Annotated in this window: 13 protein-coding genes; 3 read left to right on the top strand and 10 right to left on the bottom strand. The window is 60.0% G+C overall.

Translation table 11 applies throughout. The features are described 5' to 3' along the window. The first annotated feature begins 273 nt into the window (after positions 1-273). From ACFFT4_RS28885 to ACFFT4_RS28875, 3 genes are all read left to right on the top strand, one after another. On the top strand, positions 274-1,203 hold the full coding sequence (locus tag ACFFT4_RS28885; protein WP_378052585.1) for a transposase: 930 nt from the start codon (positions 274-276) through the stop codon (positions 1,201-1,203). Positions 1,204-1,879: 676 nt separating this feature from the next. Further along, positions 1,880-3,187, top strand: a complete 1,308-nt coding sequence (uraA, locus tag ACFFT4_RS28880; RefSeq protein WP_378052584.1) for a uracil permease — start codon at positions 1,880-1,882, stop codon at positions 3,185-3,187. A gap of 242 nt (positions 3,188-3,429) precedes the next feature. Then, positions 3,430-4,038, top strand: coding sequence for a 3'-5' exonuclease (locus ACFFT4_RS28875; RefSeq protein WP_378052583.1), 609 nt, complete (start codon positions 3,430-3,432; stop codon positions 4,036-4,038). Positions 4,039-4,068: 30 nt separating this feature from the next. On the opposite strand, the gene ACFFT4_RS28870 is transcribed toward ACFFT4_RS28875, so the two are convergent. From ACFFT4_RS28870 to ACFFT4_RS28825, 10 genes are all read right to left on the bottom strand, one after another. Next, on the bottom strand, positions 4,069-5,658 hold the full coding sequence (locus ACFFT4_RS28870) for a helix-turn-helix domain-containing protein (RefSeq protein WP_378052582.1): 1,590 nt from the start codon (positions 5,656-5,658) through the stop codon (positions 4,069-4,071). Further along, the gene (locus ACFFT4_RS28865; protein ID WP_378052581.1) at positions 5,651-7,405 is read right to left on the bottom strand and encodes a cache domain-containing sensor histidine kinase; all 1,755 of its coding nucleotides are present in this window, start codon (positions 7,403-7,405) and stop codon (positions 5,651-5,653) included. Before ACFFT4_RS28865 ends, ACFFT4_RS28870 begins: the two co-directional genes overlap by 8 nt. Before the next feature lie 80 nt (positions 7,406-7,485). Further along, positions 7,486-8,850, bottom strand: a complete 1,365-nt coding sequence (locus tag ACFFT4_RS28860; RefSeq protein WP_378052580.1) for an ABC transporter substrate-binding protein — start codon at positions 8,848-8,850, stop codon at positions 7,486-7,488. Between the two features lie 105 nt (positions 8,851-8,955). Continuing rightward, positions 8,956-9,789 (bottom strand): carbohydrate ABC transporter permease, encoded by an 834-nt coding sequence (locus ACFFT4_RS28855; protein ID WP_378052579.1) that lies wholly within the window; start codon positions 9,787-9,789, stop codon positions 8,956-8,958. Positions 9,790-9,807: 18 nt separating this feature from the next. Further along, entirely contained in the window at positions 9,808-10,719 is a 912-nt protein-coding gene (locus tag ACFFT4_RS28850; RefSeq protein WP_378052577.1) for a carbohydrate ABC transporter permease, read from the bottom strand. A gap of 369 nt (positions 10,720-11,088) precedes the next feature. Then, positions 11,089-12,891 carry a DNA helicase RecQ gene (gene recQ, locus ACFFT4_RS28845; protein ID WP_378052576.1) on the bottom strand — a complete coding sequence of 601 codons (1,803 nt, stop codon included), beginning with the start codon at positions 12,889-12,891 and terminating at the stop codon, positions 11,089-11,091. After that, positions 12,888-15,245, bottom strand: coding sequence for an RNA polymerase recycling motor HelD (gene helD, locus ACFFT4_RS28840; RefSeq protein WP_378052574.1), 2,358 nt, complete (start codon positions 15,243-15,245; stop codon positions 12,888-12,890). The genes recQ and helD overlap by 4 nt, the downstream gene beginning before the upstream one ends. A 144-nt stretch (positions 15,246-15,389) precedes the next feature. Then, positions 15,390-19,871: a choice-of-anchor I family protein gene (locus ACFFT4_RS28835; protein ID WP_378052573.1), complete on the bottom strand. Its 4,482-nt coding sequence runs from the start codon at positions 19,869-19,871 to the stop codon at positions 15,390-15,392. 168 nt (positions 19,872-20,039) lie between these two features. Beyond that, positions 20,040-21,422, bottom strand: coding sequence for an eCIS core domain-containing protein (locus ACFFT4_RS28830; protein WP_378052572.1), 1,383 nt, complete (start codon positions 21,420-21,422; stop codon positions 20,040-20,042). Positions 21,423-21,522: 100 nt separating this feature from the next. Then, positions 21,523-24,792, bottom strand: a complete 3,270-nt coding sequence (locus tag ACFFT4_RS28825; protein WP_378052571.1) for an S-layer homology domain-containing protein — start codon at positions 24,790-24,792, stop codon at positions 21,523-21,525. Between the last annotated feature and the right edge of the window lie 14 nt (positions 24,793-24,806).

Below are 24,806 nucleotides of genomic sequence, written 5' to 3'. Positions count from 1 at the left end.
TCCCCCTCCGTCTTCCGCCTCTTTTGCCGCTATCCCTTTCGGTCAGTTCCCATTCTCTTCCCCGTTCCGTCTCCCGCCTCTTTTGTCGCTATCCCCTCCAGTCAGTTCCCATTCTCTGTCCCCTTCCGTCTCCCGCCACTTTTGCCGCTATCCCCTTAAATCAGTTGAAAAAAAAGAAAATAAACTTCAAAAAAAGCTTTAAATAGGAACAAATGTTTGGTAAAATAAAAGAAATAAGAACATAAGTTCTCTTCTGGCAGAAAGGGGATTTGTATGAGTCTTAAAGAAGCGGCGGAGAAGTTTCAAAAATTTTGTTCCATGTTTAAGGTGGAAGCGGATTGTTTCCCTCTTTTGTTCGAGTTGAAGTGGCCCGACGGTTTTCGTTGTCCGCGCTGCCATCACCCGCATGCTTATCGCATAACCACACGCCGTATTCCGCTCTACGAATGTCGCTCCTGTCATACCCAAACTTCTTTGATCGCAGGCACCGTTATGGAAGGGAGCCGAACGCCGATCCATCGTTGGTTTCAGGCCATTTTTCTGCATGCCCAGCCCCGCTGCGTTAATGCTCGCCAGCTCTCCGAAGCTATCCATGTCACCTACAAAACGGCTTGGCTCATTTGTCACAAACTCCGTCATGCTATGACCTCCAAAGAGTCGAACCGGCTGCTGTCTGGAGTTGTCCGCGTTTCGGATACGATTTACTGCAAACGTTTGACCCCTTCCTTTGACTGGCATACACAGGAACAGCCTTTACTCGTCGGCGCCTCGGAAGCGGATGACGGTACTCTCGGCCCGATCATTATTAAACTTCAATCGAAAATTCCGTTAAAAGACAAGTACGATTGCCCGGATACGGCGCCGTTCATTCGTAATCATGTCAACCCCAACGATGCGAAAAACGCGATCATAACGCGAAGATACGGACCTACTATGAATAAAAAACTGGCCTGGATGGGTTATGACGTGACATGGTGGATCGGCAGAACGTTCCTAGGCATCGGCCCTAAGCACCTGCAGGCTTATCTTGATCAATTTTGCTATTATTACAATCGCAATCGCTCCTCACTTTACATCCAATTACTCACAGATTGTATCCATTCTTCTAGAATTACCTACCCTGAACTCACTAAATCCGCAAGCCGCTTACGATCCACCAGACTGATCCGAGCCTCTCGGCAACCATCTCAGCAATTGGGCTGATCTGATCCTTCCTTCTTCGTGCCTTACAAGCAGCTTTCCTTGCTCTAACAGATCGGAATTTCAACCAAAATCAACTTGTACTACGCAATAGGGGCGAATCGAGGAGAAATTCTAAAAAGTGCTGAGAGGCTCATCAACTGACCCAACGGGATAACCCTTCCAACAATATAAGCTGATCAACTATCTCAGCCAACGGGATACCGACAAAATGGAGAATAAACGATAATACCGATCTCGCAAAAGAAAGAAGGCCAGCCTGACCCTGACGAAAAGGGATAGCCTGTACCGATGGGAAAACCTGAGTAGACGGGATACCGGGAAAAGAGGCGCAAAACGAGGGGGAATGCCGAGAACCGGCACATACTGACGGAAGGGGATAGCCCACACAAAGTGGGAATACCTGAGTAGAGGGGATACCCGGAAAAGCGAGGAAAAAAGCTTCAGTCCGCGGGGAAGCTCCGACGATTTGGGCAGCGCGAAAATCAAGGGGTTTCATAGTTCATACATAGCAGAGGTATAGCAGAAATCCGCGTACCGGCGGAGGCTCGTTGAGGGGGGTTAAGCGAAACTTGATCCGTCCTAAAGAAAACGCTTGTCAAACGAACCGAGTTGTATGTAGAATCAACAAGGAAAATCTCGCTTGACACCAGTCGACAATTTTGGAGGAAAAGACATTATGAGACGAGAAATCGGGGTTCATGAGCGGCCCCCGCTCGGCCAAAGCGTTACGTTAAGCCTGCAGCATCTGTTTGCAATGTTCGGCTCCACGGTGCTGGTTCCGAATCTGCTCGGCGTGGATCCGGCGATCTGTCTGCTGATGAACGGCATCGGAACGCTGCTGTATTTATGGATCTGTCAGGGCAAAATCCCCGCCTATCTTGGCTCCAGCTTCGCCTTCATCTCCCCGGCGGGCGCCGTTATCGGCATGTACGCCTCCGGAGGCGACGGCTATGCGGCTGCGTTGGGCGGATTTATCGCCGCGGGCCTCATATTCACGGTGATCGCCATCGTGATCCAATTCGCCGGAACCGGCTGGATCAACGTCGTGTTCCCGCCCGCGGCCATGGGCGCGATCGTCGCCGTTATCGGCCTCGAGCTCATACCGGTCGCCGCTCGCATGGCCGGCTGGATCGCCCCGGCCGGCGAGACCGAATGGACCATGGACGCGAATACCGTCATTATCTCGGTCGCGACCATGCTGGTGACCATTCTGGGCAATGTGCTGTTCCGCGGCTTCATGCGCATCATCCCGATTCTGATTGGCATCGTCTTCGGCTACGTATTGGCATATTTGATGGGCGCGATCCAATTTGGATTCCTGAACGAGGCGAGCTGGCTTGATTCTCCGACGTTCACGACTCCCGTGTTTCGTTGGACGGCCATACTGACCATCGTGCCGGCGGCGCTTGTGGTCGTCGTGGAGCACGTCGGACACTTGATCGTCACCGGCAACATCGTAAACAAGGATTTGTCCAAGGACCCCGGCCTGCACCGCTCGATGCTCGGCAACGGACTCTCGACGATGCTGTCCGGATTTGTGGGAGCGACGCCGAACACCACCTACGGTGAAAATATCGGCGTACTCGCGATGACGCGCGTTTACTCGACGTTCGTTATCGGAGGGGCTGCTGTCATTGCCATCCTGCTTAGCTTCCTCGGCAAATTCTCGTCTCTGGTCGCCCACATTCCGGTAGCGGTCATGGGCGGCATCTCGCTGCTGCTGTTCGGGATCATCGCGGCGTCCGGATTGCGGATGCTCGTCGAATCGAAGGTCGATTACAGCAAGCCGACCAATCTGTTCCTGACCACGATCGTACTCGTCGTCGGCCTCAGCGGGCTTAAGATCAAGTCGGGAGACTTTGAACTGACCGGCATGGCGCTCGCCACTGTCGTCGCTATTGTCTTCAGCCTGCTGTTTAAGGTGTTCGAGTTGACGAAAATGTCCAACGAGAGCGACGAAGCTATCGATACCGCAAAGCATTAATCAAGCGCTGGGCTGAACCGCCGATTGGCAGCCTCGTATTCTCGCAAGCATACAAAACGGACCGCAGAAGGGTTAATCACGCCTTCAGCGGTCTTTTTTCTGCGCCCGGATGTTGTTCCGGATACGCCTTTAGCCTGTTCGGATTAGAAATAGGCAGGCGAATTATGGTAATGTAGGGGTGACAGTATCATCCGATATTCGCCATTATACGAGCTTATTCGCATTCGCGGGGAGGAAATTCAGTGAAACTGGACAATATCACCGTGCTCGATTTCGAGACGAGCGGGCTGGACCCGGCGCGCGACCGCGTCATCGAGATCGCCGCCATTCGCTGCTACGGCGGGGAGATCGTCAGTCAATTCCAGACGCTGGTCCGCTTCGAAGGCACGCTGGCGCCGAAAATTACCGAGATCACGGGCCTTACGTCCGCCGATCTCGTCCACGGGATGGACGAGGAGACTTCCTTTCGCATCCTGAACCGGATTATCGGGGACAGCATTATCGTCGCCCATAACGCGTTGTTCGACCTCGGCTTTCTGCATCACGCGCTGATGCGCTTCGCGAAGCGGTCGTTCAACAACGATTTTCTCGATACGCTGACGATTGCCCGCGACCGGCATACATACCCTCATAACCTGAAAGACATGTGCGATCGCTACGGCATCGTCCTGGAAGGCGCGCACCGGTCGCTCAACGATATTATCGCCTGCTGGAAGCTGCTGGAGAAAATGAACGAGGAGAAAAGCGTGGAGCCGCACCTGAACACGCTCGGCTATATGACGAAATACGGCGTGCCGAAGTGGAGTCCGAAGCAGGCGAACCTGGTTCCGGTCGAGATCAAGTACGCCTGATGGCCCAACGTCCGGGACGGCGCCTCTTGCCTAGAGGAACCGTCCGGGCGAACTGCCGAAATGCTGCTTGAACAGCTTGACGAAATAGCTCTTGTTGTCGTAGCCGAGCGCGATCGCCGTTTCCTCCACCGTTTTGCCCGATCCGCCGCCCAGCAGTTCCTTCGCCTTTTCCATTTTCGAGCGGTTGACGAATTCGATGAAATTTTCTCCTGTCTCCTTCTTGAACAGCCGGCTGAAATAGCTCGGGTTCAGATGAAGATGTTCCGCCGCCTCTTCCAGCGTAATCTTCCTGCCGAGATGCAGCCGCACGTAGTTCTGGGCGTCGACAATCTCGGTTTTTTTGCTTTTTTTGGCGATTCGTTCCGCTTCGCCGACCGCTTCCCGCAAAAAATCCGCCAGCCAGTCCCGCAGCTCGCCGATATGCGTAATCTGCCCGATGTCCTGCTGCACCTTCTCCTTGTCGTAGGCCATGCCGAGCTTCAGCTTGAGCAGCATGTCCAGCGCCAGCTTCCATACGAGCTGCTTAACGTTCGAAGGCTGAAACCGCTTCTCCGCCAGGAAAGCCGCGAATGCGTCCGCCGCCGGCCCGGTATCTCCGGTCGCTTCCAGCAGCAGCCGGTTAAACCGCTCCGCGTATTCGAAATGGTAGAGGAACGGATCTTCCCGATTGAACTCCCCGAGCCGTTCGGCCGCCTTCGCGACGACGGCGCCGTCGGAATAGAACAGACGCTCGCCCGCTTCCGCCAGCTCCGCCAGGCGGCGCTTGACGGCCGCTCCTCCGCATGCCTCCTCGCCGATGACGACGGAGTATTCCAACTTGAGCACCCGGGCGAACGCTTGCCGCAGCCTGTCCGCGACAGCCGCCGCTTCGTCGTAAGGATTGCGTGCCAGATCCTTCCTGAAGGCGTGCAGCAGGAAAAATGATTGCCCGGAGAAACCGAGGAACAGCACATCCCGCTCCTCGCCGAGCAGCTCTTCGGCGGCGTTCTCCACGATGAACTTGACCGCCTCCTCCTGCCGGTAACGGCCGAGCGCATCGCGGTAGCGGTGCGCCCGGAACAACACCGGGAGGAAATGCCCCGGCTCCGCGCTTAGTCCGTACTCCCCGAGCCGGGACAGCACCGTCGAATCGTCCGCGTACGGCGAGGCGAGCAGATCGCGCAGCCACTTCTCCTTGTCCGCCGACTGGCTTCGGTTCGCCTGGCTTTGCAGCCGGTCGACCTCGGTCTTCAGACGGCGATCCTCGTCGAGCCGGGCTTTCACCCGTGCCGCGATGTCCGATATGCCGCCCGGCGTCAGCGTCTCCTTCAGAAGATAATCCTGAACGCCGAGCTGGACGGCCTGCTGTGCGTAATGGAACTCGTCGTGACAGCTCAGTATGACGAAGCGGCTGCCCGCTTCCTCGGACTGCACGAGCCGGATAAAGCTCAATCCGTCCAGTCCCGGCATGCCGATGTCGGTCACGATCAGCTCGGGATACCGTCCTTCCCATGCCCGGATCGCGTCCAGCGCATCGGTATATTCGCCCGCCAGCTCGAAGCCCAGCCGCTGCCACGGGATCAGCTTTTTCAGAAACTCGAGCACCGCTACGTCGTCATCGACCAGGATCGCTTTATACATCGTTGATCTCCTCCCGCGGCTTTAACGGAATTCTCAGCGCCAGCGTCGTTCCGGCTCCGGGAGAGCTGTCCATCTCCATGCCGAACAGATTCCCGTACAGGATGTGCAGCCGCTCCTTGACGTTCTTCAGGCCGATGCCGGACACCGGAGCGCCGCTGCGAATATCGGCCATTTTATGTTCGTCCACACCCGTCCCGTCGTCCCGAATTTCGATGTGCAAATACGGCGGCTGCCGCCACGCGGTAATCCGGATCGTCCCGCGCTTCTGACGCAGCCCGTGAATGTAGGCGTTCTCGACGAGCGGCTGCAGCGTAAAGCGCGGAACGTCGATCAGCAGTGTGTCGGAAGCGAGATTGACCTTCAGCGCGACCTTCTCGTGATGGCGGAAGTTCATGAGCTGCATGTAATGCTCGATCGTCTCGACCTCTTCGTGCAGAGGAATAAACTCGTTGTTGCGGTTGATCGTCATTCTGAGCAGCGTCGACAGCGAGCCGATAATCGCGCCGATCTCCTCCTCGCCCTTGAGAATCACCTGCATGCGCAGGGAATTCAGCGTATTGAACAGAAAATGCGGATTGATCTGCGCCTGCAGCAGCTCCAGCTCGGCCAGCCGCTTGCGGGTCTGCTCCTCCTCGACCCGAACGATCATGTCCTGGATACGGTCGAGCATGCGGTCGAAGGCCAGTCCCAGAAATCCGACCTCGTGGCGGCCGTTCACGCCCGATCGTTCTTCGAGAAACCCCTTCTCCACCTTCGTCGCCGTCCGCGCCAGCTTCATGACCGGCTTCGTCCACTGGTTCAGAAAATAAAGCAGCAGCAGGGAGAACAGCAGGAAAAAGACGAGCTGCACGACGAAAAAACGGTTGAACAAGACGCCGATGTTGCTGATGACGTTCTCATAAGGCGTCAGGCTGCGCAGGCTCCAGCCGGCGAACGGGAGGTCATGCCGGATCGCCAAATATTCCGAGCCGTCCCAGTCGACCAATTCGTAGGGCTTGTCCGGGGACGTCCGCGGCGGAGCGGCCAGCCCGATCTGCCCGGGATCGCTGTGCGAGACGACCGTGCCCGCCGCGTCCACGAGCATCAGCACCGGGTCCCTGCCGTATTTGGCGAAAATTTGCCGGAACTGGTTTTCCGGCTTGCTCAGCACGATATACGCGCTGTCGCGATTGCTGTACAGCTGGAATTTGCGAATGATCGTGACCAGCCTGGGATATTTCTCTTCGTCCGCTCCGACATAGTTCGGCTGCGTGCCGAGCCACTCCGTCACGTTCGCCGGTCCCTTGGCCAGCTCAGCCATCCACGGCTCTTCGTACATAAAGCCGAGATCGTTGTTATACGTGGAATAATTCGTGAAATACAGTCCGTCCGGGAGCAAAATCGTCACATAGGTATGGCCGCCGAAAAAGGTGATGCGATCCAGCTTCTCGGAAATGCGCTTGAACGAGAAAAAGTCCACCCTGCCCGTACCGTCTTGCCTGTACTTGTTCCAGGCGACGCGCAGGTCGGTCACCGTCTCGCTGTCATACTGAATGGAGTTGAACGCGTTCACCATATCCTGCATGATGTTGGACGTGTACAGCTCCGCGACCTCAAGCGCCTGCTCCGCCTTCTCGACCGCTTTCACCTTTAATTCGTTTTTGGCGTACAGCCCGAGCATCACGAGCGTGATGACCGATGGTACAACCAGGCAGAGCAAAGAAGTCAAAATCAGTTTCTGTCTCCACCCCAGCAGCGGATACCGCATGTCCCTTCCTCCTGTGCGCCGCGTTGGAAACGGCAAAGGGGATGCCCGCAGGCATCCTCCTCGTCATTATAAAATTCCGCTTACCGGTTTGCATCGATAATTTTTTGCAGGCTGGCCCGGATCCCGGCTATCGTCGCGTCGATGTCGGTCTGCCCCAGCATATATTTGTCCGCCTCGGCGATGTAGGCGTTCTCCAAATCGCCGGCGTAGGACACCGTCACCGGCGGAATCGGCAGCTTCGTCACGTTCAGCACGTTAATCAACGAGTCCTTGTCGATCATGTCCGGAGACGGCGTGGCGGAGACGATCTGATCGACTTCCTTGGCGATGTCCGAATTCCGCCAGGCCGAGAACTGCTTCGTGAATGCCATCCCTTCCGTGGACAAGTAGCGAAGGAAGCGATAGGATTCCTCCTTATGCTTGGAGCTTGACGACAGGACGAGCGGGTCGGCTCCTCCGAAGGAATAGCTCTCGTCGCCGGGAGCGTTCGTCGGCCACGGCGCGAACGCGGAGACGAACGTGGCCGGAATTTTGTCCGTGCCGCCCGCTTCGGCGACCATCCACGGGCCGGTCGGCATCATCGCCGCCTTCTGTTGGAAAAACTGGTCGCGGTACGGAATTTTCTGCGTAATGACATCCTGGTACGGCGTAGCCGATTTGTCCGTGTACTCCATCTCGTAGCGCAGCTCGAGCGATTTCCTCATGAACGGATTGTCGGCGTTCAGCGTCAGACCGTCATCCTTCATAATGCCTTGATCCTGCGACTCGCTGTACAGGTTCAGCAGGAAGTAGTCCTTCCATTCGTGAAAATGCGCGCCATACACCTTGGCCGGTCCTTCGCCCTGCGTCAGCTTCTTGGCGTAATCGCGGAAGTCGTCCCAGGTCCAGCTTGTCGGTACGGGCAAGTTCGCCTCGTCCAGCTTGTTCTTGTTCAGGAGAATGAACCACGGACCGAATTTCCCCGGCAGCGAGTAGCGCTTGCCGTCGATCTTCTGCTGCTCGGCCTTGTACTCGTCCTCGTAGGCGATGCCTTCGTTCGCCAGATACTCGTCGAGCGGCTCCAGCATGCCGCTGGCGGCGCGCTGCGCGAACGCGGTCGCGGAGCTGAGCGTGAATACGTCGAATGCTTCGCCCGACGCGTACATGACGTCCATCCGCTTCATCGATTCGACGGAATCGTTCTCGACGAGGGGCACGTACTCGACCTTGATGTCGGGATTTTTCTGCTGGAAGTCGTCTATGGCCGGCTGAAACACCGCCGGCTTCTCCCAGCCGAGAAACTTGATCGTGACCGGTTCTCCGACCGGAGCGGAACCGCTTGCGGACGGACTGCCGGACGCATTCGGGGAAGCTCCGGAATTGCTCTCCTGCCCGCCGGAGCAGCCGGCGAGCAAACCGGTCGCCAGCGCCGCGGCGGCGGCGGCCGATAGCCATTTTTTTGTCATGTGTACGCCCTCCCGTATAATGTAAGCACTTAAAATTACATTTTTAACTTTATCATGTAAATAGAGAGCGTCGGAGTCACATTTTTTACCTGTTGCGAAATTTTTTTACCCTTTTACCCCGCCCAGCGAGATCCCCTCGATTACCTGCTTCTGGCCGATGACGAAAATCGCGATCAACGGCAAAATCGCCGATACCGTCCCCGCCATAATGAGCGAATAATAGACGCCGCTCTCGGAAGCGAACTTCTGGATGCCGAGTTGGATCGTCGACAGCGCGTCGCTGCGCAGGAAGATAAGCGGGTTGGCATAGTCGTTCCACGTCCAGATGAACCGCAGAATCGCATAGGTCGCAATCGCCGGACGCACGAGCGGCATCGCGATGCCGACGAACAGGCGGGCGTGTCCGGCTCCGTCCATTCGACCCGCGTCCAGGTAATCCTTGTGGATGCCAAGGAAAAACTGCCGCATCATAAACGTCCCCAACGCGCTGAACGACCCCAGCAGAATGAGTCCCAGATGCGTATCGAACAGGTTCAGCCATCTGAAAATCATAAATTGCGGCACGAGAATGGAGGCGCTCGGAATCATGAAGGTCATCAGCACGACGACGAACAGCGCATTCCGTCCCGCGAAGTCGACATGCGAGAAGCCGTACGCCGCCATGCACGACACGCCGACGGACACGGCGGTCGTCAGTACGGTAACTTTGATCGTATTCCAATAATAAGTGACAAAGGGATATTCGCCAAACCAGACTTCCCGATAATTGTCGTACGCCATCCACTGCTTGGGAAGCCATTCGATCGGATATTTGAACACGTCGATTTCCGGCTTGATCGAAGCGGAGATCATCCAGGCGAACGGCAGCACGAAGGCGATTCCGGCAATGAGCATCAGGACGGTCGCGACCGCTCTGCCAACCGTATTTTTATAGCGCATAAGTCACCTCGATCCGGTCTAGTAGTTGACCCATTTTTTCTGCCCGTACAGCTGCACGAGCGTAATCAGCAGCACGCATCCGAACAGCAGCCAGGCGATGGAGGACGCATAGCCCGTCTTCAGGCTCTCGAACGCCGTCGTATACAAGTAGTAGGTAATGACCGACGTCGAATTGGCCGGCCGCCCTTCGGTCAGCACCTTGATGATGTCGAACGACTTGAACGAGCTGATCAGACCGGTGACGAGCAGGAAAAAGGTCGTCGGCGATACGAGCGGAAACGTAATTCGGCTGAATCTCGTCCACGCGCCCGCGCCGTCGATGTCGGCCGATTCGTACAGGTCCCGCGGAATCGACTGCAGCGCCGCCAGGTAGACGATCAGGCAGAAGCCGATGCCGACCCAGACGAGGATGATCATGACCGATGGCAGCGCGTAATGGATGTCGGCCAGCCATTTCGGCGGGTTGGCAACGCCGATCGCCGTCAGGAAGCTGTTGATCGGCCCGTAGGACGGATGAAACAGCAGCTGGAACACGATCGCCACCGCGACGATGCTCGAGATGTACGGAAGGAAGAAAACGACTTTGAACAGGCTCTTGAAGTAGACGAGCCGATCGACGATGACCGCGATCAGCAGGGAGACGACGATCTGGATCGGAACGGCGAGCAGCAGCGCAAGATTGTTCTTCATCGACAGCAGGAACACGTCGTCGTCCAACAGCTTGGCGTAATTCGCGAAGCCGACGAATTTGATCTTGTCGAGGCCGGAGATAAAGCTCCATTCCGAGAAGCTCAGAATCGCCGACACGATCGTCGGGAAAATCGTAAATACGAGCAAGCCGAGAAACATCGGCCCGACGAATACGTATCCGGCCGCGGTTTCGCGCAGCGCTCTAGCGCTTCGTTTATTGACTTTAGGCGAGTTGGCCATCGCATGCACCCCATCTTCACGGTTTCTGTGCTTATCTTACAGAAGACGGGGCGGGCCGAATAAGCGAGGATTCTGACTGAATTGAAAATATTTTTACTTTGTGCGCGGAGAACGAGGGGGAGAAAAGCGATAGCGGAGCTTGCGGAAGTGCTGCGAAGTAAGACAGGGGATACGGGAATGAAGCGTCGGCGGCAGGCCATCCGGGGCGCTCGAAAGCGCGTTAGCGGCTTTCGGCTCCCGTTGCCGGAGCGGAACCGGGCCAAGGCCCTTTCCCGGCCTTCGGCTCGGCTTTCCTGCAGCCCGAGCGAACGGGTCCGAAGGCCTTTTCTCGGCCTTCGAATCGCCTCTCGTTCCACGTTCCTCGAAGAATCAGGCGTACTCCCGAATCAGCTCCAGGAACGCCTGTCCATACTTCTCGTACTTGGCGGCGCCGACGCCTTTGACGCTGCGCATCTCGCGTTCGGTCTCCGGCATCGCCTCGCACATCTCCCGCAGCGTCGCGTCGTGGAAGATGACGAACGGCGGCAGCCCTTCGCCGTCGGCGATCCGCTTGCGCAGCTGGCGCAGCGCGTTGAACAGCTCGACGTTGGCGACCGGCGCGGACGACCCGCTTCCGCGCGAGCGGCTGCGCGACGTCGGAGGCGTATCCGGCTCCACCTTCTGATAAACGCGCTCTTCGCCGCGCATGACCGCGAGCACCGGCTCCATCAGCTGGACAACGGGATAAGCCGTGTCCGACATGCGCAGGTAACCGTCGGCCACAAGCGCGTGGATCAGCTGCACGAGCGGCTTCTCGGCCATCTGCTTCAGACGGCCGTAGGACCGCAGCCGATCGAAGTTGAACTGTTTGATTTTCGCGTCGTTCGCGCCCCGCAGCACCTTCGCCGTCATCGTCACGCCGAAGCGCTGCTTCATCTCGGAGATGCAGGCGAAAATAAACTTGGCCTCGTCGGTCACGTCCTTGCTCTCGCGCGTATCCGTGCAGTTGCCGCACGTGCCGCAGGCTTGTCCGTTCTCCTCGCCGAAGTAGCGCACGATCGCAAGCTGCAGACAGTCGCCCGTATGCGCATACTGGACCATGTCGTTGAGCAGCCGGTAATCGTTGCGCTTGCGCTCCTCGTCGGCTTCGCTCTGCTCGATGAAAAACTTCTGCGTCACGACGTCCTGCGCCGAGAACAGCAGCACGCATTCCCCGGGATCGCCGTCCCTTCCGGCACGGCCGGCTTCCTGGTAATAGGCTTCGAGATTTTTCGGCATATTGTTATGGATGACGTATCGCACGTTGGACTTGTCGATGCCCATGCCGAAGGCGTTCGTGGCGACGATGATCTGCAGATCGTCCCGCTGGAACGCCTCCTGCGTCTCGGCCCGCTCCTCCTCGCTTAGGCCCGCGTGATATTTTCCGACGGGAACGCCAAGGCCGCGCACGAAAGAATAGACGCTCTCCACCTCGCGGCGCGTGGAAGCGTAGATGATGCCCGCTTGATCCGAATGCTCTCGAATATATCTTTCCACGAAATCTCTTTTGTCCGCGCCCCGGACGACCGACATCGCGAGATTGCTGCGCGCGTAGCCGGTCGTTACCCGCGCCGGATCGCGCAGCTTCAGCCGGTCCACAATATCGTCCTTCACGACGTCCGTCGCCGTCGCCGTGAACGCGGCCATCACCGGGCGCGATTCGATATCCTGCAGTAGCCGGACGATTGTCATATAGCTCGGCCGGAAATCGTGTCCCCACTGCGAGACGCAGTGCGCCTCGTCCACCGCGATCAGCGGCACTTCGAGACGGCGGATCAGCGCGCGGAATTGCTCCGATTCGAGCCGCTCTGGCGCGATATAAAGCAGCTTATAGTGGCCCGCGGCCACATCTCGCATTCTCTCGCTCGTCTCGCGCGCGGAGAGAGAGCTGTTGATATACGTCGCCTCGATGCCCGCCGCGTTCAGCGAGTCCACCTGATCCTTCATCAGCGAGATCAGCGGAGAGACGACGAGGGTTACGCCGTCCATCAACAGAGCCGGTATCTGGTAGCAGATCGACTTGCCCGCTCCCGTCGGCATAATGCCGAGCACGTCGCGGCCGTCCAGAATCGCCTCGATCAGCCTTTCCTGCCCGGCGCGGAATTGGTCGTAGCCGTAATAGGTTTTCAGTGCGTCCAATGCGGCTGGATTCATCGTTCTCCCTCCGTTTCGGGGAGCCATGGAGAAGGCTCGCCCGTCCAATAAACATGCAGCACATGCAAAGCTCTCGTACATACGGTATAGAGCAGCTTGCGGTCCTTCTCCCGGCCGTAGCGCTTCGCGGAAGCGTCCCACACCAGCACGGCGTCGAACTCGATGCCTTTGGCCAGATAGGAAGACAGCACCGACACGCCCTTCGGCAGCTCGGCCGAGCCTCCCGTCACCAGCGTCAGCGGCACGTCGTCCGCCAGCAGCTCTTTGAGCAGCGCCTCGGCGTCGGCCGCTTCGCTCGCCGTCTTCGCGATGACGCCGATCGTCCCGTGGCCGCGCGCCAGCAGCTCGGCAATGTCGGCCGCCGCCCGCTCCCCGAGCGCGCCGGGATCGGCGCAGGAGATCAGCCGCGGCGGCTCGCCGCTGCGATGGAAGGGCGAAATGTTCGCCGCGTCCCCGGGCGCCAGAATGCCTTTCGTAAAGTCGACGATCTGCTCGGTCGAACGATAGCTCGTCGTCAGCCGCAGCACGGACGTCGCCTCGGGAGCCATCAGCCGCGTCCAGCCGCCGAAGCCGCCGCTGTCCTGCGACTGCACGTAGATCGCCTGATTAAAATCGCCGAGCACGGTCATCCGCGCCCGCGGATACCGGCGGCGCAGGAATGCCGCCTGGAACGGGGAGTAATCCTGGGCTTCGTCGACGAAGACGTGCTGAATGTCGCCCTCGACGCGACGGAAACCTTCCAGCGCTTCCGACAAATACATGAGCGGCGTCGCGTCCTCATGGTCGATCCGCTTGCGCCCGATCGTCTCTTCGGCGCGCAGGCTCATCCAGTCCCAGCCCTGCGGCAGAAGGCCGTCAGGGGCGCAGGAAGCGAACGTCGGGCGGCTCTCGAACAGCACCGTGTAAGTCGAGACGGCATCGATGAACCGGTAGGAACGCACCGCCTTGGCGATCGGCGCGATCGCCTCCTCGGCCACCTGCCGCTTCAAGCGCAGACTCATCTGCTCCTCGTCGTCGAACACCTCGTCGTGGAAGCCGCCGCTGCGCCGAACGTCGACGTACGCGCGCTGGATATCCTCCTGATCGACCAGTTCGGCCGCTTCCTCCAGCCATTTCTCGCCCATCTGCGATTCCACCCACGCCTTCAGCCGCTGCAGCAGCCAGCGCTTCGTCGTCGCGGCGCGCGTGGCGAAGCCGTCCGACGCTTCCACGGCATAGAACTGCGCGGCGATCTCCTCGGACGAGGCGATCGTCATATCCCGGAACCGCAGCGTGCGGAACTGGATTCCTTCCCGCTCCAGCCGCTTCAAATAATTTTCCACCGTAATGAAAAAATGCTCCGAGCCCTTGTACTTCACCGCCCGCTCGCGCGCTTCCCCTTCGGCGGTTCCTTCCAATTCGGCCAACGCCTCCGTCTGGGAGAACAGATCCTCGACCTCGAAGCGGCGGCCCAGCCGGGCCTCGATCAGCTCGCGGAACGTCATCTGACGCATATTCGCCTCTCCCAAGTCGGGCAGCACATGAGAAATATATCCTTTGAATACGGGATTCGGGGAAAACAAAATGATCTGGTCCGGCGTCAGCGTCTCCCGGAACCGGTACAGCAAATAGGCGATCCGCTGCAGGGCGGCGGACGTCTTGCCGCTTCCCGCAGCGCCCTGCACGACAAGCAGCTTATGTCTCTCGTCGCGGATAATGCCGTTCTGCTCCTTCTGGATCGTGGCCACGATGCTCTTCATCGCCGTATCCGAGCCCTCGGACAGCACCGCCTGCAGAATCTCGTCGCCGACCGTCTCCGACGTGTCGAACATATGCTTCATCAGGCCGCCGCGAATGACGAACTGGCGCTTCAGCTCGAGCTCGCCCTCGATCTGCCCGTCCGGCACGCGATAGGCGGCCGGCCCCGGCTCGTGATCGTAGAACAGGCTGGATACCGGGGCGCGCCAGTCGTACACGTAGAACGTTTCCCCGTCCTCGCCGATCAGGGACGCGCGGCCGATATAGACGACCTCCGTCCCGCCTCCGCGCTCGGTGAAATCGATGCGCGCGAAATACGGAGAATCGAACTGCTTCGTCAACCGCTCCACCGCCTCGGAGGCGACGCGGTGGCTGCGCTCCCGCTCGGCCAGCACCTCGGCCTGCTGCACGATGCTGGTCCACGTCTCGGCGACCTCGGAAGAATCCGAGAAGTTCATCCGCACGTCCTCCCAGAACTCCTGCCGGATGCCGACGACGTCGCCCCGTCTCTCCCCGAGTACGGCAAGCTCCTTGCGCATCCGCCTTCCGACCTGCTCCAACACGGTCAGCAGCCGCTTCTCTTCCTCTTCCCTGGGGGCAAGGGAACTGTTGTCCATGCTTTTTCCCACTCCCTGCGCGTAAACTTTCGTATTCATTGTTGTAACATGAGAGGGGGGCAAACGCAACCTCTACGCCGTCGAAACGAAAAAACGCCGCGCACCTCCGTCAGGAGAGTGGGCGGCATCCGGGCTATGGAAAATCTATTTCAGCATGGACTGCATCAACTGCGCCAATATTTTGGCCGTCTCCGCGCGCGTGGCGTGATCCTTCGGAGCGAACAGGCTGCCGGCTCCGCTGGCGGAAGGCTTGCCGTTGATCAGCCCCGCCTGCTGCACCGAGCGAAGCGCTCCGGCGGCGAAGCTGGACACCTGCGTCTGGTCCGCAAACGTGATTGCCGCGGTTGTTTTCGGCAGCGCGTAGTTCATATGCTCCGCGTAACGGGCAATCAAGGCGACCAACTGCTCGCGGGTCACGTAGTCCTTGGGCTTGTACAAGCCTTGACCGACTCCGCCCGCGATTCCCGCATCCGCGGCCCATGCGATCGCCTTGGCGTAATAGGCGCCGGATTCCACGTCGATAAAGCCGGAGGAAGACGCGCCGCTAATATCCGCTCCGGCCATTCTCGCGAGAATGACCGCCAGATCGCCTCTCGTCAGCTTGGCGGCCGGCGAGAACTTGTTGTCGCCGACGCCCGTCAGGACGTTTCTCGCCGCCAGGTAAGTGATCTGGTCGGCCGCGAAGTTCGACGCCGTATCGGCGAAGCTTACTTTGCGATAGCCTACGGCATAATTGGAGAAATGGGTGACGCTGAATTTGACCGTACCCGTCTCCGGATCGTACACGCTGTTCGGTACGACCGCAAGCTCGCCCGAATCCGCAATATAATAGATAACGACGGCGTGGATATCCTCGCCGGCAGCCGGCGCGTACGGTACGACGACTTGAACCGAACCGCCCCCGAAGCCGGAGACGCTCTGGCCTCCCGCCGTAACCAGGAGATCGTAGACCGGCTTGCCCGCCAGCGTGGCGGCGATAACGGCCCGGGAAGCTTGAGGCGCTTGGGCGGCCGCCTCTTCGACGCTCATCTTCTTGACCGATACCGCGACTTCCCCGCCCGCTTCCGAGAGGGAGGAGATCGCCGCCCGGCCGAAGCTGACGGAGCCGATCCCCGCGTCGACCGTAACGACCGCAACTCCGCTTCCGTTCACTTGACTCCAAGCCTCCGCGGGGACGCGAACGACCGCTTCCGCCGCTTGACCGACATCCGAGGCTTTAAGCTGCAGCTCGGAGGTTTGGCCGGCTTCCGCCTTCCGCAAGCTTTCCAGGGATGCGGCAATCGCTTCGAGCGAGAACACCGCTTCCGCCGCGCCGGAGGCGTTCGTCTGCGCCTTCGCCTCGACAGCGGCCTTCGTCGTGTTCCCCGTGCTTACCGGAGGCTGGCCGGACTGCGGCTCTTCTGTCGAAGCCGGAGGAGTCGTCCCTCCCGATCCGCCCGTTCCGCCGCTGTCGCCCGTCTCCGAGCCCGAACCCGGATTCGAACCCGAGCCCGGATTCGAGGAGCTTGCCGTTACGGTAACGGTTGCCTTGGCTTCCGCAAACCCGTCGTCGCTCAGCGCCGTAATAACCGTCGTGCCCGCGGCGCGCGGGGTTACGTTGCCGCTTGCGTCAACCGTGGCGACGGAAGGTTTGGAGGAAGCCCACGTGACCGTCGCCGCGGCGCCTGCCGCCGGAGTAACCGTCGCGTTGAGCTTGGTCGACGATCCGCCGGTTTTCAGCGCTACCGATTGCTTGTCCAATACGACCTTGGACACGTCCAGCTGATAGAGGGCCACCGTTCCGCTCACTTCGAACGCCACCAGCAAGAGCGGCAATCCGGTCGGACTGTCGGCGGCAGGAATGAATTCGATGCCTTCCGGCCCCGTATCGGTCGCCAGAATCTCCGACTTGTTCGACGCGCCGAAATTTCTCGTGTTCGTATAGTTCGCGAAGAAGGCATTTTCAGGATCGGTAACGTCGTAAGTCATAATCCCGCCGATGCGCTCAAGGCCGATGAAGGCCAGCGTTCTGCTCCCGACCTGGCCGGTCTTGATGTCTTCCGGCTCCGGTCCTTTCTTCGAGCTGCGGCTGTCCAGATCCAGATTGACGTGACCCGCATTAAAATAAGGCGCGTAGGGACCGGAAGACGTAATGCGCTCAAAATCGCTGCCGCTGTCGTACACCTGCTTGATCGTGTCCGCTTCCCAGATCGAGAAGGAGCGGCCGCCGAGCAAATACACGTCGTCGTAGCCCATGTAGCTCAGCACTTCGACTCCGTCGTACGTCGTGCCCTTGTCCTGAAGGAAGACGGCGGCTGCCGAGCCGTCCGACAGCTTGTCTTTGATCGATTTGATCTTGGTCAAGCCGTTTCTCGTATACGGCTCCTCTACCGGCCATTCCGTCGCATCCCCTTCGTTGGCCGTGAACAGGTACGTTTTGCCGCCAATCTCGTGCGCGGCCATGCCGTCCGGCATGTATACCCCTTTAAAAGGCACGTTCTCCAGCTTGATCTGGCCGTCCTTGAGCAGATCCAGCACGTTGTTCGGATCGTTCAAGTCCTTGTAGCCGAGCGACTTGACCGACAGCACCGTCTTGGCGGCGATGTCGATCGTCGCGATGGCGTTATTTTCCTGCAAGGTGACGTACGCCTTCTTGGCGTCTCCGGACAGCGCGATATATTCCGGTTCGAAGTCGCGCACCGCGTCCGCTTTCGTGCCGGCGGAGACGATCTGTCCGTCGCTGTCCACGTTCCAACTGCGAATGATGACATCGTCGGCGATCACGGCGGGATTGTCGAATCTCACGCGTACGGATTCGCCTGTCGCCGTATCGACGATCGTGACCGAGCCTTCCGGATCGACGGCATTCTCGCCGTTGCCTTCGCGCGGCTCGCCTTCGTCCGCGGTCAGCACGTACTTGCCGTCGGGGGTCGACTTGATCATGTCCGGCTGAATGCCGGCATCGTAGGTGTTCAGAAGATTGCCCTCGTAATCCAGCATCAGAATTTTGCCCGGTTTCGCATAATCGGCTTCCTGTACGGAGGCGAAAATACGCTTCGTAGCCGTGTTGATGTCTACGCTCGTCAGGTCGCCGTAGACGAAGCCGGCGGTTCTCTCGGACAGCTCCTCCACGTTCACGCTCTTGTCCTTCGTCAATTGCCCGCTTGTCGACAGAGTTACGATATCGAGCGTCGGAGGATTGGCCGAGCCGTTGACGAGATAAAACTTGCCGTTGTCCTTGTTATATTTGACGATCTCCGCCACGCCGCCGTCCTCGTTCGTCGTCCCGACCGCGTAGGAAGCGAGCTTGCTGACGTGCAGCTTCTCCTCGTAGGACCGGGCAGCCGGCAGAACGTTCAGAGGCAGGACGATATTGCGGAAAAAGGAGGCGTTGTCCGTAACGGTAATCGTCACGAGCGCCGTATGCGCCGGAGTTCCGTCAATCGTGCCGGAGATGACGCCCGCGGCCGGATCGATGGACAGGCCGTCCGGCAGTCCCGTCGCAGAGAACGCGAGCGGTGCGCTGCCTCCCGTCGTCTCGATGGTCGCGGAATACGATTCCCCGATCGTTGCGCTCGGCAGCGCCGACGTGACGATCTGCAGGTTGTCGTTGGCCGCGCCGACAGTCAGGCTGTAGGAGCCGGAGACGGAAGCGGACGCGCTGTCCGTAACCGTCACGCCGACGGTGGACGTTCCGGCCGCCGTCGGCACGCCGGTAATTTTGCCGTCGGCATAGGCCAGTCCGCCCGGCAGTCCCGTTACGTTAAAAATGTACGGAGATTGCCCCCCGTAGACCGTTCCGGTAACGGAGTACGTATACGACTGTCCGGCCGTCGCTGCCGGAAGCGCCGTATCTCTGAGACCAAGCGGCACGTACCAGGCTCCGTCGGCCGAGCTTCTTGGCATGGATGCCGCAAGCAGCGCCGGGTCGGAGGAGGCCAACGCCTCGTAATCCACCTGCACGAAATCCTGCTTGTTGTTGTCCGTATCGATAAAATGGACGCGGCGGATCGACTTTTTCTTCGACGTTCCTTCATCCGAACCGGTCGGATAGTCCGTCTCGTAGCCGTCGATCGTGCTGCCGCCGTCGTTGCTGCCCGTACCGACCATATCGACGTAGCCTTCCGGCCGGTCCTCGAACGGATTAACGGCCGTTAGCAGCGTCTGGTTGCTCAGCAGCGCGACCTTCATGCCCTTGTTGTTAATAAAATGATTCGCCGGCCACGCTTGATCGCTATCCGTCAGCATGTTCGCGGGCACCTTAAGCGGGGTTTTCACAATATTTTCCCCGAGCACCAGATAAGACGAATGCGCCTTGATCTCCCCCGCGAGATCCAGCTTGACCCATGCCAGCGTCGATCCCGTTGTCGAATTATCGCCTCTGTCCGCATATTGAAGAGACCAGCCGTTCAGACTGACGTCCGCGTCCGTCGGATTATACAATTCTATAAAACCGTGGGAGAAATACACATCGTCGGCCGTCTTCAGACCGCCCCCGTAAATCTGATTGATAACGACGTGGGGAACGTTGACGTCATATTGACCGTTCTCGTCGTACGGCGTTCCCGGAATCGCGACCGGATCCGCTTGAACAGCCGTCCCTCCCGTAAACATCGTTCCAGCCAGTATCGATACCGATAGCATCATGGAAAGGCCTTTCCTGCTCCGCTTGAACACCTGATACACTCCTTCTGGGAAATGATGTTTCCCATTGTACAGGCTCCCGATTAACGGAAAAGGAGGTTTTATGTTAGCCGAATGTTAAATTTGGCGATTCATCCCGCAACGGACTTCCGATTATCGCCGCTGTTCCGGTTACATGAGAAAATAAGCATCTTCCAAAACCTTCATCATCGTCTCGTATTTGATCTCTTGAATGCTGCCGTTGGCCGGGTCCCAGATGCGTACTCGCTGGCCGTCGGGAGTCGCCGCGAACAGAATCATCGCATGCTCCGGAACGCCGATCAGAATCGGAATGCCGCCCGCGAGCAAGCCGACGACGATGTCCCGCTCCAAGTCCCCGCCCGGCAGATAGGTCAGCGGACGCCCAAGCGTCCGGGTAATGGTCAGCAGTTCCCCGGACAACACCCCGAACATGTCCTCCTGCTTCCAGTTTAAATCTTTTTCCAGCTTCTCCTGCCTCGTTTTATAAATCACCGCCAACGTTGCCAGCCAGCATCCGCTTTTATAATATTGCTTTTCCCACGTTTGGGCGGTTTCCTGAGACAGCCCGACGAATTCGGGCTGGGAAGGCTCCACTGTCATATCTTCTCCGCCATTGTTGTGAACCTCGGGATCGGGAGCGTTGTTTTGGTTCGTAACGTGATCGAGGATTTCGTTCTCGTCCACGATCGTGAAATGATCGTCCATATCGTTCTCGATTCTGAACTCCAGGCCGGAAAATTTCTCATAGAGCACGACATTTCCGTGAAAATCAAAGCCTTTGACCCGATAACTTCTGTCTCTTTCGAGCTCGAGCTCCATGCCGTCAACGAATATGAGGATGTCGTCGTATTTCGGCTTGTAGCTTTTTCCCAGCACGAACACGCCCTGAATCGGAGCGTCGGCCGAGCTTGCCGGGCCGTCCGCTTCTTCGAGCGCGGCATTGCTGCCGTTCCCGGAAGCGTTCGCGACCTCGGAAGCCGCCGCCGAAGGTCTGGCCGCCCGCTCTCCCATCCTGTCCGCTTCCCGTTCCAGATCGCCGCTGTCATTGACCGGCATCCCCTTGGCCTGCCTCGTCGTCCGGACACGGCCCTGCTTCTGCTGCACCGTATGCCAGCCCTCGTGCGGCAGGTGCCGCTCCTGTCCGGGGGCGATATGAATGTCGCTTCCCTGCGTATACGCCATGGCGTTGATGCGGGCCGGCTTGTCGGAATTGTAATGCACCCGCACGTCGGACAGATCCATGCCCGACAGGTTTTCCAGGCCCGCTTTCAAATCGTCGGGCATTCCGGTATCGTTGGCCGCGGACTTGCGCGCCGTCAGCTCCCCGGGCGATGCGGCCCCGGCCTGCGCCTTCATCATTTGGGCAACGGCTTGATTGCCCAGCGTCTGCTGAAGCTGCATCAACTGCGCCGCGCCTTGCTCCGTTCCGGGGAGGAAGCCTCCGCCGGAGGTGCGAGACGCGTTCTTCTTTGAGGCTTGCGAGGCCGATGCCGATACCGATGCCGAAGTCGAAGCCGTGCGACGTACTTTCATGCCAACCACCGCCCGGGATAAAGTTAAAGCCGCAGTCGCCGCCGCCTCGGCATGCGGACAAGCCGCGAGCCGGAACCGGTCGGCCGCCGCGAACGCGCCGTTATTCGACGAAGCCGACGTACCGGAGCAGCCTGGCCAGCAGCACGGCCGCCTGCGCCCGAGTGACGCGCTCCCGCGGAGCGAACGCGCCGTCCGGCATGCCGGTCACAAGGCCCGCGTTCGCCGCCCGGGCCGCTGCGGCCGCCGCCCAAGGAGCAACCGCGTCCCGGTCCGGAAAGGCGGACAGTCCCCGGCTCGCGGCGCCGTCCGAATTTGCCGAATCGCCCTGCCTTCCCGCCAGCGACAGCGCCCTGACGAGCATGACCGCCATCTGCTCGCGGGTAATCCGCTCGTCCGGAGCAAAGCGGCCCGCCGCCGTTCCTCCGACGAGCCCGGCGTCTGCCGCCGCGCGCACCGCAGAGGCGTACCACGCGTCCGCCGCCACGTCCGCGAAGCCGGCATCCCCGCCGACCAACCCCGTCGGCAAAGCCAGCGCGCGAACGAGCAGTGCGGCGAATTCCGCCCGCGTTACCTCCGCATCCGGCGCATAGCGGCGCTCAGCAACGCCGCGGACGATCAGCTTCGCGGAGAGAAGTCCGATATCCGCCTGCGCCCAGTGTCCGTCCAGATCGGCGAACGCGGCGCCGCCGGTTTCCAGCACGGCATAGATGCCGTCAAGCGGCGCGCTAATGACGACTTCCGGTTTCCCGTCCGCTCGCAACCTCTGCACGGCCGGCGCGAAAGCGACGGTCTGCGCCTCGCGATCGTAGCGCACAGCCGTCCATGCGCCGGCAAGCCGATTGCCCGGCACGAGCGCGCGAACCGGATACGAGCCGCCGACATCGCCGATAGCCTCCCGGCGGCCGCCCGCCGTCACGGCGGCTAACCGATACTCGACGGCCGCTCCGATCAGCCGCCCTCCGTAGACGGACGCCGCTCGCGCAAGCTCCTCCCCGACCGTCTCGCTCGCCCGTTCCATCTCCACGTTCACCGTCCAATCCCCCGGCTCCGCGCCGAGACGGGCCGCCAGCCCTTGCAGGTCCAGCGCGCCAAGCTCGAAGCCGAAGGCGGAGCCGCTTAGCCGCATGTTGACGACGGCCTGCGGAACGGCAGCGTCCGCCCGCGCGATCCACTCGGCCGGCAGCGACAGGCGAACGTCCCGCTCCGAATCGTTCACCGCAACGGTCAGCTTCGGTTTAGGAGCTTGCCGCAGCAGCGCAAGCGCCTCGTTCAGCGTCTCCGAATCGAGCCTGACAACCTCCGCGAAGGCGCCGTCCGGCCGTTCGACCTTGTCGATCATGGACGAATCTGCCTTCAGCAGCACGCCGCCGTCCGAATCGAGCGCGATGTCCGGCTTCCGGCCCGTCTCTCCGGTTTCGGCCGCTCCCGGTCCCGGCGAACCGGAGCCGCCGCCCGAGGAAGGCCGGTATACGGCTACCTTATACGTGTTTTGCGTCCCGTTCAGCGCCGTCACGACGACATCTATCGCATTCGTTCCCGTACGAAGCGCAAGCCGGCCGCTGGTTGCCCCGTCCGCAACCGTCTGCCCAGCGCCGCCGTTGACGCTAACCGCGATCGTATCCGCCGCATGCGCCGCGTCCGGCGTAACCGCAATGCCGGATACGCCGCTTGCGACGCGGGCCGTATAGTCGAATGTGCCCGGCGCGAAGACCGGAGCCAGCTCGCCCGCCGAGAGCGTCAAGCCGTCCAGAACCGCGGAGGATGTGTTCAACCGGAAGCGGCCGGATACCGCGTTCGCCGGATGGCCCGCCGCGTCCTTGGCCCGAACGTGCAAATACCATTCCCCGTCGACTCCGCTCTGCGACAGCGTCTGTCCGTTCGCGAACGGACTCCAGCCGGAGAACGGAGTGACCGTATCGGTCGACCACGCATACTGCAGCGTTGCGGCGTCCACTCCGCCGCCGCTGTCGCTTACCGTTACCGCAGTGGACGCCGAGGAAGCCCATGCCTCGCTGCCGTCGGCCGCGAAGCCGATCGACGGCGGCGGCGGTGAAGCCGTATCCACTTTGAAAGCAAGCATCGCCCCGACTTCCGTGTTGCGGGTGTCTTGGGCCGTAACCGAGATCGTATAGCTGCCGTTCGCGAATCCGGTAAGCGAAAATCTGCGGTCGATCGGCAGCAAACCGCCGCTGTCCGCAACCGCTCCGTACACCGCGCTGACGACGGTCGCGTCCGAGCCGTTCCGAATGTCATACTTGATGGCGAGCGGCTCTCCGTCCGTCTCGTGGAACAGGCTGCCCGTCACCGACAGCGCGTCCTGTCCCGGATGGAGGCTGTACGTCGCCGCAGCCAGCGGTTCGAGGGTAATTCCCATGCCGAACGCGCGCAAATAAGGATACAGCTCGCCCGGACGGAAGCCCCATACCGCAGCGTCCCAGTCGGCGAAGGGATCGGACGCCTTCATCTCCTCCGTCGTTTTTCCGGTTCCTCCTTCGCTGCCGCTTTGTCCCGAGGTCTCCTTATTCCAGTAGGAGCCCGGAGCGGAGCTGCTGCCATCTCCCCGGCCGATCAGGCCGCCTGTAAAACCGGGAACGCCCTTTACATTGCCCAGCGAATACGAATCTTTAATAATGGATGAGGGAGAGGCGTAACCCGCCAACCCGCCGGCTTCGTCGTCATTGGCGCTGACGCTGCCGGCCGCATAGGAATTTCGAACAGTTCCGGCATTCGTACCCGCCAACCCGCCGACCCTGGTCTGTCCGCTGACCTGAACGACCGCATACGAATTGACGATCAACCCTTGCGTCGTGCCGACCAGTCCGCCCGCGCCGGTCCCCGACGCCGCGACTCTGCCGGTCGCATACGAGTCGGCAATCGTCGCTTTGACCACATTGCCCGCCAAGCTTCCGACCGTCTCGCGGCCGCTGATCCGAACATCGAGCAGCCGAACGTTCCACAGCCCGGTTTCGTCAAGGGGACTGCTCTCCGTTCCGATCTGCCCGAAAAGGCCGGCAAAGCTCATCGACGGACGGTCGATCGTCAAGCTGCGGATCGCATATCCGTTGCCGTCCAGCGTTCCGGTGAACGGCGCCGCGGCATCGCCGATCGGCATCCAGCCGCCGGTGTCCGGCCCGGCTTCGTCATAATCGTAGCCGGCCAGATCGATATCGGCTCCCAGCCGATAATGCGCCGACAAATCGTGGCGAATGGCGGACAGCCCGGCGGCATCGGTCACGACATACGGACAATCCCGCGAGCCGTCGCCCTCCGGAGCGCACGCCGCATGGACTTCCTCCGTCCGCACCGCCAGAGACAGCGTCTGCAGAACGAGCATAGCTATAAGAATAGAGAGCGTTATTTTTTTCATCATTCGTTTGTTCCTTC

The organism is Cohnella cellulosilytica (assembly GCF_042431195.1).
Lineage (GTDB): Bacteria > Bacillota > Bacilli > Paenibacillales > Paenibacillaceae > Cohnella > Cohnella cellulosilytica.
The sequence above is the reverse complement of the archived record's forward strand: the minus strand, read 5'-3'. Positions and strand labels throughout refer to the sequence as shown.

Excerpts from the sequence above, each read along its gene's own strand:
- ACFFT4_RS28865 (WP_378052581.1), bottom strand. The coding sequence starts at position 7,405 with ATGCGGTATCCGCTGCTGGGGTGGAGACAGAAACTGATTTTGACTTCT.
- ACFFT4_RS28850 (WP_378052577.1), bottom strand. The coding sequence starts at position 10,719 with ATGGCCAACTCGCCTAAAGTCAATAAACGAAGCGCTAGAGCGCTGCGC.
- helD (WP_378052574.1), bottom strand. The coding sequence starts at position 15,245 with ATGGACAACAGTTCCCTTGCCCCCAGGGAAGAGGAAGAGAAGCGGCTG.
- ACFFT4_RS28855 (WP_378052579.1), bottom strand. The coding sequence starts at position 9,789 with ATGCGCTATAAAAATACGGTTGGCAGAGCGGTCGCGACCGTCCTGATG.
- ACFFT4_RS28825 (WP_378052571.1), bottom strand. The coding sequence starts at position 24,792 with ATGATGAAAAAAATAACGCTCTCTATTCTTATAGCTATGCTCGTTCTG.
- ACFFT4_RS28860 (WP_378052580.1), bottom strand. The coding sequence starts at position 8,850 with ATGACAAAAAAATGGCTATCGGCCGCCGCCGCCGCGGCGCTGGCGACC.
- recQ (WP_378052576.1), bottom strand. The coding sequence starts at position 12,891 with ATGAATCCAGCCGCATTGGACGCACTGAAAACCTATTACGGCTACGAC.
- ACFFT4_RS28870 (WP_378052582.1), bottom strand. The coding sequence starts at position 5,658 with ATGTATAAAGCGATCCTGGTCGATGACGACGTAGCGGTGCTCGAGTTT.
- ACFFT4_RS28830 (WP_378052572.1), bottom strand. The coding sequence starts at position 21,422 with ATGAAAGTACGTCGCACGGCTTCGACTTCGGCATCGGTATCGGCATCG.
- uraA (WP_378052584.1), top strand. The coding sequence starts at position 1,880 with ATGAGACGAGAAATCGGGGTTCATGAGCGGCCCCCGCTCGGCCAAAGC.
- ACFFT4_RS28835 (WP_378052573.1), bottom strand. The coding sequence starts at position 19,871 with ATGATGCTATCGGTATCGATACTGGCTGGAACGATGTTTACGGGAGGG.
- ACFFT4_RS28885 (WP_378052585.1), top strand. The coding sequence starts at position 274 with ATGAGTCTTAAAGAAGCGGCGGAGAAGTTTCAAAAATTTTGTTCCATG.